Origin of the sequence: Hymenobacter plasmatis (assembly GCF_020711255.1) — a bacterium.
GTDB lineage: Bacteria > Bacteroidota > Bacteroidia > Cytophagales > Hymenobacteraceae > Hymenobacter.
In genome coordinates, this window is record NZ_JAJFAW010000030.1 from 38,926 (window position 1) to 52,046 (window position 13,121).

The following is a 13,121-nucleotide window of genomic DNA, read 5'->3' on the forward strand; positions in this document are numbered from 1 at the left end:
ATGAAAGAGGCGGCGGATGGCAACCCCATGGCACTTATTCGCTAGGTTTCGCCTTTTTCATGGCTTCGGAAAGCGACTGCTGAAGCTTAGCGTTGGAATCAGCAGGGGCTTCCTCGGTGATTTTGTATGCTTTTTGAAGGCGTTCCCACTCTTCAATCGGGATGAAAACGCCGGTAATTTTGCCTTTGTCGTCGGAGAGATACTTGATGTCCATGGCTGGCTGCTTTAGGGTTATGGGAAGAATCAACCTGACGCTTGGCAGCTAATTACTCGCCCGGGTGGTAGGTCTTTTCGGCATGTGCCTTTACGTCCTCTGGGTAAAAACGGACCTCTTTGAAGCGGCCGGTAGTATACAACTCGGCTTGGTCGGTGAAGTGGGCAGTGCCGGGGCGACTGCTCTGGCCACCCGTCACCACGGAGCGCGCCGTAATGCGCGGCCCAAACTCCACCACGGCCACAAAGCTGTTGCCCACGGTGCCGTAGCGCTTCTTGGTGCCGGAGTACGCCTGCGCCTTGAAGGAAGCCAAAGAGCCCCAGGCCGACGATGTAAACGCCACCGGCAGGCTGGGCTTCTGGTCGTCGTACGTTTCCTCGATGCGACCGGTGAGGCGCTGGAAGCGGTTCACGTCGCCCCAGGGCATTTTCCAGGTGCCAAAGGCGCGGGCTAGGTCTTCCAGGGCCTCGCTCAGGGCTGCGGTTTTTTCCTGCGGGCTCGTATTTGTTATGGCGAACTTGGTGAAGCTGATGTAGTCCTGCTGCGGTTGGGCCGAGGGAACGCGGGCGCGGGCCTTGGCCAGCAGCCGCTCGGCCCAATAGATGGCTACGGTCTGGGCCACCGAAGTTGAGCTGTAGTTGTGGTTCCAGGTGCGCAGCAGTTCAATGGCCTCCACCATGTCGGGGGTAGCGGCTTTCTCTACCGACGTGGGCTGGTATGCCGTGAGCAGGGACGGCAGCATGTCGTCGAAGGCCGTCAGGTGCGGGTCGTTGGCGGCGGCAATTAGGGTGTCGAGGGTAAATACGCCCTTGCGGCTTAGCACGCGCACGGCATTAATGCCGCGGTAGTTTTCGGCGTCGGGGGCCATGTATTTGGGGTACTTGGCTGGAGTTGGGCTGTTGGGGCCCGCTACGGTGTAGGGAGTAGAGTTGCAATTCTGGATGAAGCCACTGGCGGGGTTGTGTACTTGCACCAGTTCATTCACCCCATGGAAGCCCTTCCATTCGGTGGCCGGAGTGCTGCCATCTACGGGCTGGCTCCAGTCGAATTTGGGGTCGCGCTTGGGCATAAAGTTGCCGTGCCAGTAGGCAATGCTGCCCTTATTATCAGCAAACACGGTGTTGTTGGTGGCGTTGCCGTTCAGCTTCATTACCTCCTGGAAACCGGTGTAGCCGGTGGCCTTGGTGCGTAGGTACGACTGTTGTAGGGCAGCCAGGGGCTCGTTCATCATGCGCACGGCCACCCACTGATTGTCGGATTTTTGGCCCACGATGGGGCCGTGGTGGGTGCGGTACATGGTGTATTCCCTGCGCAGGATTTTGCTGCCATCGCGGTACGGCAACGACACTTTTTGTACTTGCACGGGCCGCAGCTTGCCGGCGTATTTGTAGTAAAACGCGCCGTTCTTTTTCTCAACGGTTTCGAGGTATTCGTCCATCGAGTCGGCGCTGCTGGAGGTGTGCATCCAGCCGCAGTTTTGGTTAAAGCCCTGGTACACGAAAAACTGGCCCCAGGTCACGGCGCCGTAGGCGTTCAGGCCCTGCTGGCTCACCATCTGCACTTCTGAGCGAAAGTAGAAGGACGTGTGCGGGTTGATGAGCAGCAGGGCGTGGCCACTGGCGCTCTTGGCCGGGGCAATGGCAAAGCCGTTGGAGCCTATTTCGTCCCGGTCTTTCTGCCCGGCGTCAATGTTGAGCCAGGAACTGGATTTCTTCTGGCTGTAAAAGGCCTTGAGCCGCTCGATACTTACTACGCTGATGTTGCCGCCAATGCTGCCTTCGCTGAACATGAGGGGCATCCAGGGCTGGAAGCGGCGCAGCAGCTTGGGCTGCACGGTGGGGTGGGTGGCCAGGTAGTAGTTGGTGCCATCGGCGAAGGCGTCGAGCAGCTTCTTCATGTCGGCCGGAGCCTTTTTATAAATGGCAATGGCCTGGGTGCTGTCCATGAACAAGCGGGCGCGCAAGTCGTGGTACAACGACGCCTCGCCCTCTACTTCGGCCAGGCGGCCAATGGCATCGAGGTAGTTCATCTCGACGCGGTCAAAGTCGTCCTCGCACTGGGTGTAGAGCAGACCAAAGACGGCGTCGGCGTCGGTTTTGCCGTAAATGTGCGGCACGCCATACGTATCGCGGGTAATGGAAACCTGCTGGGCTCGTTGCTTCCAGCGCGCCAGTTCCTGCGAACTAAATTTCTGTGCCTGGGCCGAGGAGGCCGTCAGCAGCACAAGCAGCATAAAGAATGGACGCATTGACTCAGAAGTTGGGGTGATGGACAACGCGAAAGTAAACGAAAAAGCCCCGGCCATACGGTCGGGGCTATTCTTGGTATATCGCTATAATTAGCCCAAGCGAGCTATTGCGGGTGGGTTAGGCCGAGAACGAAGAGCCGCAGCCGCAGGTGCTTTTGGCCTGGGGGTTGTTGAAGACAAAACCACGGGCGTTCAGGCCGTCCTGGAAGTCGACTTCCATGCCCAATACGTACATGGCGTGCTTCTTATCCATGATGAGCTTCAGGCCGTCGAGGTCGTACACTTCGTCGGCGTCTTTGGCTTTGTCGAAGCCGAGCAGGTAGCTCATGCCCGAGCAGCCACCGCCCTGCACACCGATGCGCAGGCCGTAATCGGCGGGTACATTTTTTTCCTGAATGATATTCTTCACCTCGACCACAGCGCGGTCGGTGAGGCTAATGGGGGCGAGGGTGGCAACGGAAGCCATAATGAAAGACAATTTAATATAGGTGGGCAACAAAGATACAGCAACAGCCGGAGTGGCTCGCGGCACAGCCGCAAGCATGAAACAGCAGTTGGGGGGCGGTGGTTCACGGCGTATGTTTGCGCTGTGCTGCCATTGGCATCCCAACAGTGGGGCCGCAGGGCTATGCACCGGCCTGGGACGTAAATCGGGCGCCCATAATTTCCCGCTCCCACTTTCGTTCAATTACCGCAACCCGCTACGCTGAAGCTTGGCGCTACTCTACTCAATGGATACGACCACCTACGTCTTCGACCTGCTCAAAATTATCCTGCCGGCCCTCATTGTGGCCGGGGCCATTTATGTGCTATTCCGCCAGTTTCTGGAGAAAGAGCAGCAACGCCGGCTGATTGAAATGCGGATGGAAAGCAACAAGACCACCTTGCCGCTCCGCCTGCAGGCCTACGAGCGGGTGGTGCTGTTTCTGGAGCGCATCTCGCCCAACAACATCCTGGTGCGCCTGAGCAGCGCCGGCCAAACGGCCCCCGACTTTCACCGCCTGTTGCAACAGGAAATCCGGGCCGAGTACGAGCACAACCTCTCCCAGCAACTCTACATTTCCGGCGATGCCTGGACGGTGGTAAAAGAAGCCAAGGAAAACGTACTGACTATGGTAAACCGCGCCTACCACGGCCTGCCGACCCCCGGCCAGGCGCGCGGCACCGAGCTCGCCAAACGCATTCTCGAAGGCCTGATGATGGACGGCGCCGAGCCCACAGCTCAAGCGCTGGCTGTGGTGAAAAGCGAAGCCGCCGGGCTGTTTTAAAGAGCCGTCTGTCATTGCGAGGGCGCAGGCCGTGGCAATCCGTCCTCTCGGTGCGACAAACCCAAATTGTGACAAGTTCTTTTAAAGCGACAAGCCCCGACACTGCGCAGTGTCGGGGCTTTTTCACAATATTGGGCTGGTCGCTGAGAACAGGACGGATTGCTTCGCTCCGCTCGCAATGACAGGCGTTTGCTTACACCGCTACGTGTAGCGACTCAATGGCGCTTCGGTAGCATTCCTCGTACTTGGGCACAATGTTCTCCACTGCAAACTCTTGTGCGCGGGCAAGAGCTGCGGCTTTGAAGCGGGGCAGGTTCTCGTCACTCAGCACATACAGGGCATTCTTGACCATATCGGCCACGTCGCCGATTTCGCTTATCATGCCGGTTACGCCGTGCACGTTCAGCTCGGGAATGCCGCCGGCGTTGGTGCTCACCACCGGCACTTCGCAGGCCATGGCTTCGAGAGCTGCCAGGCCGAAGCTCTCGTTTTCGGAAGGCATCAAAAACAGGTCGCCTACGCTCAATACTTCCTCCACGGCTTCGAGCTTGCCCAGGAAGCGCAGGTCGCGGTGTACGTCGAGGTCGCGGGCCAGTTTTTCCATGCGCGAGCGGTCGGGACCGTCGCCTACGAGTAGAAGTTTGGCGGGTATCTGCTCCCGGACGCCCACAAAAATGCGGAGCACGTCTTCCACCCGCTTCACGGTGCGGAAGTTGCTGGTGTGCACCAGCAGCTTCTCGCCCTCCGGCGCAATGGCGGCGCGGAAATGGCTCTTGTCCTGCTTCTTAAAGCGGTGCAGGTCGATGAAGTTGGGAATGACGGTGATGTCCTTTTCAACCGCAAAGTACTCGTAGGTTTCGCGCCTCAAATCGGCCGACACCGACGTGACGCCGTCGCTCTGATTGATGCTAAACGTAACCACCGGCTCAAAGCTGGGATCTTTGCCCACAAGCGTAATATCGGTGCCGTGCAAAGTGGTGACGACTGGAATCTGGATACCGCGGGCGCGCAAAATTTGCTTGGCCATAAATGCTGCCGAAGCGTGCGGGATGGCGTAGTGCACATGCAGCACGTCGAGCTTTTCGTTCTGCACAATGTCCACCATCTTGCTGGTCAGAGCCAGCTCGTAGGGCGGAAATTGGAATAGCGGGTAGGCCGGCACGTAAACCTCGTGGTAAAAGAGGTTTTCGTTGAAAAAGTCGAGCCGCACCGGCTGGCTATAAGTGATGAAGTGCACACGGTGGCCCCGTTGGGCCAGGGCTTTGCCCAATTCCGTGGCCACCACGCCGGAGCCGCCAAACGTGGGATAACAAACGATACCGATATTCATTCGAGAATTGGGGATTATGCCTGCCTAACTACGCAAAGGCGCAGATGTTGGGTGTTGCGCCATTTTTACCGGATTTTTCTTCAGCCCAAGCTCCATAGTTAAGCTGGGTTGGGGTTTGATATTGCGCTCACAAAAGAAGAGCCTATTCAAAGCATTCGCGGCGAATCTTCCCAAAACCGTCGTGAATAGCGCCTGCCAAACTAGATATTGTTAAAAATATTAGCAAAGCGTTTGCTAATATTTTGAGCTTTCATTAGCTTTGCTGAAGTAGGTCGCCAGTGTTGTAAATGATATTAGGTAGTCGAAATTAATTGCAGCAACTGCGTGACCTAATTCTTTCACCCATTTAACCTTAGTAGCATGCCCCAACTTAATGCTTACCTGAATTTTACTGGAAATTGCCGCGACGCAATGAGCTTTTATCAGCAATGCCTTGGCGGTGAGCTGAAGATGATGACTTTTGGGGAATCCCCGATGGGAGCACAGCTTCCTGCTGAAAGCCAGCAGTCCATCATGCACGCACAGCTGGTTACCAGCGATTTTACGATGATGGCCTCGGATAGCATGCAGGGCCCCGTCATCAACGGCAATTCCGTGAACTTGTCGCTCAACTGCAACAGCGAGGCCGAAATCGACGGCTTGTTTGCTGCCATAGCCGAAGGCGGCCAGGTAACCATGCCCTTAGCCGACCAGTTTTGGGGAGCCAAGTTTGGGATGCTGACCGATAAGTTCGGCATCAATTGGATGATGAACTTTGAGCGCGCCCCCCAGGCCTAAGCGCTTGATTGGGTAGGCATAAAAAGGCCGGGGCCGCTACTTGAGTAGCGGCCCCGGCCTTTTTCTTTATGAACGAACTTATTGTTTGGCCGCGGCGGCCATTGACTTATAAATCACCTCGTGGATACGCGTCCGGATGTTGTACTGGCGCAGCTTGTTGTTGCCCGCATCTGGGTACACGCGGTTCGAAAGGAAGATGTAAAGAATCTGGTTGTCAGGGTCCATCCACACGCAAGTACCCGTGAAGCCGGTGTGGCCAAAGGTGCTGGCCGGGGCCAGGTTGCTGGTAGGGCCTTCGTGCTTGGTGGGGTCGCCGTGGTCCCAGCCCAGGCCGCGGCGGCTGCCGGCCATTTGCGGCCGGGCAAACTCCGTCACCACCGGCGACTGGAAGTAGCGGCTGCCTCCGTATTTGCCGTTTTGCAGGTTCATCTGCATCAGCACGGCCAGGTCGTTGGCGGTGGCAAAGAGGCCGGCGTGGCCACCCACGCCGCCCACGAGGGCCGCCGTTTGGTCGTGCACGGTGCCCTGCAGCTGCTCACGGCGGTAGTAGGTGTCGTTCTCGGTAGGAGCGATGCAGCTCTTGGGGAAGCGCTGCAGCGGATTATACGTCATGCTGCCCAGCCCCAGCGGGCGGTAGAAGTTGTCCTGCAAAAAGTCCTCGAGCGGCTGCTTGAGAATCTTCTCACACACCCGCTTCATCACGATAAAGCTCAGGTCCGAATACTCGGTGGGGTACTTGCCCTTGATTTTGGGCAAGAGGCTGGAGCGCATGGTCCAGGCCCAGACGGAGTCGTCGGCGGCCTTGGTGCTGTATTCGCCGGGCGCCACTTCGTTGGGGAAATTATCGGAGCGGATGCTGGCGTAGAACGTCGGTTTCAGGCCGCTGCTGTTGATGGTGCGCTCCCAAGTGGGAATGCCCGGCTTGAGGCCGGCCTGGTGCAGCAGCACGTCCCGGATGGTCATGTCGCGCTTGTTGGTGCGCGCCAGCTCCGGCAGGTAGGTGGCTACTTTCTCCTCGATGTTGAGCTTGCCTTGGTCCTTGAGGTACATCACGGCCTGCAGGGTGCCCGCCACCTTCGTGACGGAAGCCAGGTCGTAGAGCGTGCTGCTCGTCACGGGTTGGCTCTGGTCGTAGGTGCAGTAGCCGTAGCTCTGGTCGAACACCACCGTGCCGTTGCGGGCCACCAGCACCTGGCAGCCGGGAGCGGCGGCGTAGGTCTGGCTTTCCAGGGCAATGTTGTCAATCTGAGCCAGCACGCGCGAGCTCAACCCCTGGCTTTCGGGCACAGCGTAGCGCAGGCGGTGCAAGTCGGCGGTGGCAATGCCGGTGGTGGTTCTGAGCGTGGGCGAAACGGTAACGGGCAGCTTGCCCCGGGCCGGCAGCGCCCCAAACAGCACCTGCGGCACCACCAGCTGCGCCGCGTAGTGGTCTTCATAGCCGCATACCAGCGTGCGGGCATTCTCCAGGAACTTCAAGCCGTAGGCGTTGCCCATGGCCACCACAACTGTCTTGAATTTGGGGTTGGCCTCGAGCTGCTTGAGGAATTTCAACGCGCCGTCGCCCAGGCCGTAGTTGTGGCTGGGCGTGTTGTTCATGCCGTGCAGACTCACCACCACCACGTTGTAGCCGTTTAGGCGGGCAGCGATGCGGGTAAAAGTGGAGTCGTCGGCGTAGCGGTTGGGCACGGCGTACACCGGGCCCGGCTGGTATTTGTTGAAAATGGTGGCGTACGGCCCCTCGGCCTGGGTGCCGATGGTGATGGCCGCAATCCGAAGCGTGTCAAGCCGCTGAAAGGGGAGGAGCTTGTCGTCGTTCTTAACGACGGTTACGGCGTGCTCAAAAATATTCTGAGCCAACACCTTGGAGGCCGGCAGGTTCAGGCTGTCGCGCATGGTCGCCAGCTTGGTGGGGTGGTACTTGGCCAGCCCAGCCCAATATTTAACCCGCAGAATCTTTTTGATGCGCAGGTCCAAATCTTCCTGCCGCAGGTGGCCCGCGTTCACCGCCTCCCGGATACGTATCAGCGCGGCCGGCACGTCCTCGGAAAACAGCAGCACGTCGTTGCCGGCGGCCAGCGCCATGGCGTCGAGCTCCCCGTCTTTATAAAGCTTGCTCACGCTCTTCATGTTGAGCGCATCGGTGAACACCAGGCCCTTGAAGCCCATTTTGTCCTTCAGCAGGTCTGTGACTAGGGCGTGCGAGAGGGTCGTGGTCTTGGCGTTGGTCGTGTCGAACAGCGGCATGTAGAGGTGGGCCACCATCACGCCCATCACCCCGGCCTCGAACGACTGCTGAAACGGCACCAAATCCACTTTGGTGAGGCGGGCCAGGTCGGTGTTGATGACCGGCAGCGACACGTGCGAGTCGGTATCGGTGTCGCCGTGGCCGGGGAAGTGCTTGGCCACGGCCATCACGCCGTTTTCCTGCAAGCCCCTGATGTACTGAATGCCCAGCTTGGCCACCCTTTCCTGGTCTTCGCCAAACGAGCGGTTGCCAATCACGGGGTTGCCGGGGTTGGAGTTCACGTCGATGACCGGCGCGAAGCTGATGTGCACGCCCAGCGCCCGCATTTTGCGGGCAATGTCGCGGCCCATTTCGTACACGTACTTGGGGTCGTCCATGGCGCCCAGCGTCATCTGCTTGGCAAAGTGAGCCGAGGAATCGAGGCGCATGTCGAGACCCCACTCGGCGTCCATGGCAATGAGCAAGGGCACCTTGGCGGCGGCCTGCAGGCGGTTAGTCATCAGGGCCTGGCGCTTGGGACCGCCCTGCAAAAACATCACCCCGCCGATGTGCTGGTTGCGCACCAGCTGCTCGATGCGGTTGGCGTGGGCCTTGTCCTTGTTGGAGTACGCGGCCACCATAAACAGCTGCCCCAGGCGCTGCTCCGGGGTGAGCGAGTTGAACACACTGTCGACCCAGGCCGCCTCGGCCGGGGAAGCTGGCAGCGGGTCCGCTGGCAGCTTTTCTACATCGGAAAACGAAAGCAGCAGGCCCGTAGCTAGCAGCAAAGCCAGTAAGCCAAGCTGAAAGGGGATGCGCATAAGCCTCGCGGAGTTGATGGGTGGATTCAAAGGCAAACGGGCCGCGAAGGCCGTACTTTTGTCAGGGTTAGCAGCGGAACCCGCCGGTTGGGTTTGGAGGTTCCAAACGTAGCTCGTTCCGGAGCGAAATGATAGCGGCAAATGCCGCGAAATTTCATGCCGAAATTGCGCCATTTAGCCGCGAAGGTACGCACGAAACCCCGTTTTGGGTTTAAAACGTGGCCAATTTCTGGTTATTGCCGGCCGCGTTTCCGCTTGTTGACGTGCTGGTTAGCTCTTTTTGTTTTCTCTAGCGCAAGCTGAAGCGTGCGCCTTCCTCCATGCCCGATATAATTCATTTGCTTCCCGAGTACCTCGCCAACCAAATTGCGGCCGGCGAGGTGGTGCAGCGCCCGGCCTCCGTGGTAAAGGAGCTGCTGGAAAACGCCGTCGATGCCGGGGCGGCCCAAGTGCAACTCATTGTGAAAGAAGCCGGCAAGCAGCTGGTGCAGGTAGTAGACAACGGCGCGGGCATGTCGCCCACCGATGCCCGCATGAGCCTGGAGCGCCACGCCACCAGCAAAATCAGCTCAACCGAGGACTTGTTTCGGATTCGCACCCTCGGCTTTCGGGGCGAGGCGCTGGCCAGCATCGCGGCCGTGGCCCAGGTCGAAATCCGTACCAAGCAGCGCGAGCACGATACCGGCACACTGCTGCTCGTGGAAGGCTCGCAGGTAACCAGCCAGCAGCCCACCGCCTGCCCCGACGGTACCAGCATCGCCGTTAAGAACCTGTTCTTCAACGTGCCCGCCCGGCGCAATTTCCTCAAGAGCAATGCCGTGGAAATGCGGCACATTCTCGACGAGTTTCAGCACGTGGCCCTGGCCAACCCGCACATTGCCTTCTCGCTGTACCAAAACGACCTGGAGGTGTTTAGCCTGCCGGCCGGCAAGTTGAGCCAGCGCATCGTGGCGCTGCTCGGCAATGGCTACAAGGAGCAGCTGGCCGCCTGCGAAGAGGTGACGCATTCCATTTCGGTGCGCGGCTTTGTGGGCAAGCCCGAGTCGTCGAAGAAGAGCCGGGGCGACCAGTTCTTTTTTGTAAACAACCGCTTCATTCGCTCGGCTTACCTCAACCACGCCGTACTGGCGGCCTACGAGGGCCTGCTGGCGCGCGACACCCACCCGTTCTACGTGCTGTTTCTGGAGCTGGACCCCAAGTCCATCGACATCAACGTGCACCCCACCAAAACGGAAATCAAGTTTGAAGACGAAAAAACCGTGTACGCCGTGGTGCGCGCGGCCGTGAAGCAGAGCCTGGGCCTGCACAACATCGCGCCCTCGCTCGACTTCGACGGCGACGTGAACTTTGCGCCCATCCGGCCGCTGCGGACTGGCAAAGGCACCGGGCAAGTGCCCACCGAGGCCGACGACCACCTGCCCGCCGCCACACCCGCCGACCGCGCCGCCAGCAGCGACGGCTACCGCCCGGATGCCCCGGCTTCAACTGCTGCCCGCCTGCCCGCCGGGCCTTCGGGCTTCGCGAATTTCAAGCCCGATACCCGCCGCGACGGCTACGAGCGGCCGCTGCCGCCGCGCCCCACCGAGCAGGCGCGGCGCGAGCTCGAAGCCTTCTACCGCGAACTAGGCCAGCCTGTGCGCGACGAGCCCACGCTGGACGTAGCCACCATGCGCAGCTTCGAGATGGGAAGCCCAGCCCCATTTGCTGGGGCCGGCAACGCAGAGCTTTCGTTGGGCCTGGCCCCGCCCGAGGCGCCCGCGGCCGGCGCCGTGCCCCCGCGGGAGCGGGAGGGAGGGGCCGGCAGCCGGGCTGTCCAGGTGCAGCAGCGCTACGTGCTGGTGCCCGTGAAGTCGGGTGTGCTGCTCATCGACCAGGAAGCGGCCCGCGAGCGGATTCTTTACGAGCAGTTCCGGCAGGAATTGAGCCGGGCCGTGGGTACTTCCCAGACCCTGCTATTTCCGCGCACCGTCACGTTCAGCCCCGCGGACTTTGCCGTGCTGCGCGAGCTCACCGAGCCGCTGCACGCGCTGGGTTTCATCTTTGTGGAGTTTGGGCCCAATACCATTGCGGTGGAAGCCATTCCAGCCGGCATGCCTGCTCAGGACGAAAAAGAGCTATTAGAAAGCCTGATTGAGCAGTTCCGCAACACGGCGGGCCCGCTCAAGCTCGACCAGGGCGAAAGCCTGGCCCGGGCGCTGGCCCGCCGCGTAGCCGCCGGCACGGCCACCACCCGCCTGCCCGAAGCCGAGCTCAATGCCCTGGCCGACCGCCTATTTGCCTGCCAAGTGCCCGGCTACACCCCCGATGGCCGCAAAACCCTGGTGCTGCTGGACGGGCAGCAGCTGGCCGATTTTTTTCGTAAATAACTTCCTGCCCTGGCGCTGGCTTAAGTTTAAGCCCGGTTCGCGCCGCCTGTCGATTACTGACCCCTGTTCACCGATTCTCCAGCGCCCCGCCGGAGCCCCACGCCTACTATGTTCAACCTGACCCCCACGGTTCGCAATCTCCTCATTGCAAACATTGTCCTGTTTCTGGCCCAAACCAACCTGCTGCCGCTACTCACTCAAGTAGGCAGCTTGTACCCCATTGGCACGCCCTACTTCTACCCGTGGCAGTTCTTCACTTACATGTTTCTGCACGGCAGCTGGGGGCATATTATTTCCAATATGTTTGGTTTGATTTCGTTTGGGCCGCTGCTGGAGCAGCGGTGGGGCCCTTCGCGGTTTCTTACTTTCTGGCTGATATGCGGCGTGGGCGCCGGCTTGCTCTACGAAGGCGTGCGGGCCTACGAAATCCACCAGATGGAGCAGGCCCGGCTGGAGTTTCACCAGGCACCCAGCGGGGCCGACTTTGCCAACTTCTACCGCGAGTACGGCTCCAACTACACGGGCTACGAAACCCTGGCAGCGGCCCTGCAGCGCAATCCCAAGGACCCGGAGCTGGTGCAGGCTACTACCGATGCTGTTGATAACCTGGCCAAAGACATTACGGGCTCGCGGGCGGCCGGCATGCTGGGCGCTTCCGGGGCCTTGTTCGGCATACTGTTCGCCTTCGCTTATTTGTTTCCAAATACTGAATTGTTCCTACTGTTTTTCCCGTTTCCTATTAAAGCCAAGTACTTCGTGTTTCTCTATGCGGCCTATGAACTTTATGCAGGCGTGCACCGCACCCCCGGCGACAACGTGGCCCACTTTGCTCATTTGGGCGGCCTGGTCATCGGGTTTGTCGTACTAAAGTTCTGGGAGAGCGGCCGGGAAAGATTTTATTAAGTCAACACTTTTAACTATCATAAAGCCCGCTTGTTACGCTTAATCCAGGTACTCCAATGAGCATCGTTCAAGACATCCGCTCTGCTTTCAGCCGCCGCGACAACGCCCTCATGCAGCTCATCCTGCTGAACGTGCTGGTGTTTGCGGGCCTCATTGTGCTGCGCACCATCCTCACGGTGAGCAGCGCGAGTGGCTATTACCCGCCGGTGTTGCGGCAGCTGGAGCTGTCGTCGTCGCTGCCGGTGCTGCTGCGCCACCCCTGGACCGTCCTGACCTATGCCTTCACCCACGAAGGCTTCTTCCACATCTTGTTCAACTTGCTCAACCTGTACTGGTTTGGGCAACTGGTGCGCGAGTACCTCGGCGACCGCCGCCTCGTGAGCATCTACGTGCTGGGCGCGCTGGCTGGGGCGGCCATTTTCCTGCTCAGCTACAACCTGATTCCCGCCTTTCAGCCGGCCGTGGGCTCGCCCATGATTGGGGCTTCGGCCGCCGTCACGGCCATCATTGTGGCCGGCGCCACGCTGCTGCCCGACTTCACCTTCATGCTGATTCTCATTGGCCCGGTCAAGATTAAATGGATTGCGGCCGTGGTTGTCCTGATTTCGTTGGCGGGCGTGAACGGCGGCAACCCCGGCGGTGAAATTGCCCACCTGGGCGGGGCGCTACTCGGCTTTGTGTTCATCAAGCAGCTGCAGGCGGGCCGCGACCTGGGCCGCCCCATTCAGGCGGTGGGCAACTGGGTGAGCAACCTGTTCAACCGCCGGCCGACCATGCACGTGAGCACCACGCGCCGCGCCGAGCCCGTGGCGGCCGCCTCCTCCGGCAGCGGCAAAAAGCCCGCCGTGGCCAACCAACCCCTGCAGGATGAGATTGATACCATCCTGGATAAAATTTCGCGTTCGGGCTACGAGAGCTTGTCCAAGGAAGAGAAGCAGAAGCTGTTCCGGGCCAGCCAGCAGTAGCCCAG

10 protein-coding genes are annotated in these 13,121 nt (G+C 59.8%); 5 read left to right on the plus strand and 5 right to left on the minus strand.

What is annotated here, in order from left to right; all coding sequences use genetic code 11:
- Positions 1-34 precede the first annotated feature (34 nt).
- From LJ738_RS18585 to LJ738_RS18595, 3 genes are all read right to left on the minus strand, one after another.
- Complete coding sequence (locus LJ738_RS18585) at positions 35-214, minus strand: hypothetical protein (protein ID WP_227787855.1); 180 nt, start codon at positions 212-214, stop codon at positions 35-37.
- Between the two features lie 52 nt (positions 215-266).
- The gene (locus tag LJ738_RS18590) at positions 267-2,462 is read right to left on the minus strand and encodes a penicillin acylase family protein (RefSeq protein WP_227787856.1); all 2,196 of its coding nucleotides are present in this window, start codon (positions 2,460-2,462) and stop codon (positions 267-269) included.
- Positions 2,463-2,580: 118 nt separating this feature from the next.
- Complete coding sequence (locus LJ738_RS18595; protein WP_068197757.1) at positions 2,581-2,928, minus strand: HesB/IscA family protein; 348 nt, start codon at positions 2,926-2,928, stop codon at positions 2,581-2,583.
- Between the two features lie 265 nt (positions 2,929-3,193).
- Between LJ738_RS18595 and LJ738_RS18600 the strand changes: the two genes are divergently transcribed.
- A complete protein-coding gene (locus LJ738_RS18600) occupies positions 3,194-3,730 on the plus strand; it encodes a DUF7935 family protein (protein WP_068197754.1) in 537 nt (178 codons plus the stop codon).
- A 193-nt stretch (positions 3,731-3,923) separates the two neighbouring features.
- On the opposite strand, the gene bshA is transcribed toward LJ738_RS18600, so the two are convergent.
- Positions 3,924-5,060: an N-acetyl-alpha-D-glucosaminyl L-malate synthase BshA gene (gene bshA, locus LJ738_RS18605; RefSeq protein WP_227787857.1), complete on the minus strand. Its 1,137-nt coding sequence runs from the start codon at positions 5,058-5,060 to the stop codon at positions 3,924-3,926.
- Between the two features lie 360 nt (positions 5,061-5,420).
- Here bshA and LJ738_RS18610 point away from each other — a divergent pair, with 360 nt between their 5' ends.
- Positions 5,421-5,837, plus strand: coding sequence for a VOC family protein (locus tag LJ738_RS18610; protein ID WP_227787858.1), 417 nt, complete (start codon positions 5,421-5,423; stop codon positions 5,835-5,837).
- Positions 5,838-5,915: 78 nt separating this feature from the next.
- On the opposite strand, the gene LJ738_RS18615 is transcribed toward LJ738_RS18610, so the two are convergent.
- On the minus strand, positions 5,916-8,882 hold the full coding sequence (locus LJ738_RS18615; protein WP_227787859.1) for a serine hydrolase domain-containing protein: 2,967 nt from the start codon (positions 8,880-8,882) through the stop codon (positions 5,916-5,918).
- A 320-nt stretch (positions 8,883-9,202) separates the two neighbouring features.
- Between LJ738_RS18615 and mutL the strand changes: the two genes are divergently transcribed.
- The 3 genes from mutL to LJ738_RS18630 all read left to right on the plus strand — a co-directional run bounded on the left by mutL (position 9,203) and on the right by LJ738_RS18630 (position 13,116).
- Positions 9,203-11,248 (plus strand): DNA mismatch repair endonuclease MutL, encoded by a 2,046-nt coding sequence (gene mutL / locus LJ738_RS18620; RefSeq protein WP_227787860.1) that lies wholly within the window; start codon positions 9,203-9,205, stop codon positions 11,246-11,248.
- A gap of 108 nt (positions 11,249-11,356) precedes the next feature.
- Positions 11,357-12,151 (plus strand): rhomboid family intramembrane serine protease, encoded by a 795-nt coding sequence (locus LJ738_RS18625; protein ID WP_068197746.1) that lies wholly within the window; start codon positions 11,357-11,359, stop codon positions 12,149-12,151.
- Between the two features lie 56 nt (positions 12,152-12,207).
- Complete coding sequence (locus LJ738_RS18630) at positions 12,208-13,116, plus strand: rhomboid family protein (RefSeq protein ID WP_227787861.1); 909 nt, start codon at positions 12,208-12,210, stop codon at positions 13,114-13,116.
- Positions 13,117-13,121: the final 5 nt, after the last annotated feature.